Here is a 1,009-nt window from a genome sequence, read left to right on the forward strand (position 1 = left end):
CTGGCCGCGCGGCTGGTGCGCGAGAACCCCGGCGCCACGCGGATCGAGACCACGCTCGACGCGCGCCTGCAGCACCGGGCCGAGGAACTGGCCGCGCGCGCCGTGCGCGGCGCCGGGCGGCGGCTCTCGGCGGCGGTGGTGCTGGCCGATCACCGGACGGGCGAGATCCTGGCCGAGGTGGGCGCCGCGGACTGGACGGATGGCGCCTCGGCCGGTTTCGTGGACATGGCGCGGGCATGGCGCAGCCCCGGCTCGACGCTGAAGCCCTTCGTCTATGGCCTCGCCTTCGACGACGGGCTGGCGCATCCCGAGACGCTGATCGAGGACCGCCCGACCGCCTTCGGCCGCTGGCAGCCGCAGAATTTCGACCATCATTTCCGCGGCACCGTCAGCCTGAGGAACGCGCTGGTCTGGTCGCTGAACATCCCGGTGGTGAAGCTGGCCGAGGCGGTGGGCCCGAACCGCATCGCCCAGGCCCTGCGCCGCGGCGGGATCGAGCTGCGCCTGCCCGGCGAGGCGCCGGGCCTGGCCATGGTGCTGGGCGGCGCCGGCGTGACGCTGGAGGGGCTGGCCCAGGGCTATGCGGCCCTGGCGCGCGGCGGGCAGGGCATCACGCTGTCGCCGCTGCCGGGCAGCAGCCGCGCGCTGGACGCGCCGATGTTCGGCCCGGTCGCGGCCTGGCAGGTCGGCGATATCCTGGGCCGGAACCCCGCCCCGCAGGGCGCGCGCTCGCGGCCGATGGCCTACAAGACCGGCACCTCCTACGGGCATCGCGACGCGCTGGCGGTGGGCTTCGACGGGGCGCGGGTCGGCGCGGTCTGGCTGGGGCGGCCGGACGGCACGCCGGTGCTCGGCGCCTTCGGCGGCGAGCTGGCAGCGCCGGTGCTGTTCGACCTGTTCGACGCCCTGCCCCCGGTCGCGCTGCCGCCGCCTCCGCCGCAGACGCTGACCCTGCCGAACAGCGCCCTGCCGCTGCCCCTGCGCCGCTTTGCCCCGCCGGGCGAGGCCA

Annotated in this window: 1 protein-coding gene; it reads left to right on the plus strand. The window is 76.6% G+C overall.

Features of this window, described 5'->3' with window-relative positions:
* A partial coding sequence (locus I9P22_RS24260) for a penicillin-binding transpeptidase domain-containing protein (RefSeq protein ID WP_269846676.1) occupies positions 1-1,009 on the plus strand: 1,009 nt, incomplete at both ends.

It is taken from the genome of Paracoccus binzhouensis (assembly GCF_016446475.1).
Classification (GTDB): domain Bacteria; phylum Pseudomonadota; class Alphaproteobacteria; order Rhodobacterales; family Rhodobacteraceae; genus Paracoccus; species Paracoccus binzhouensis.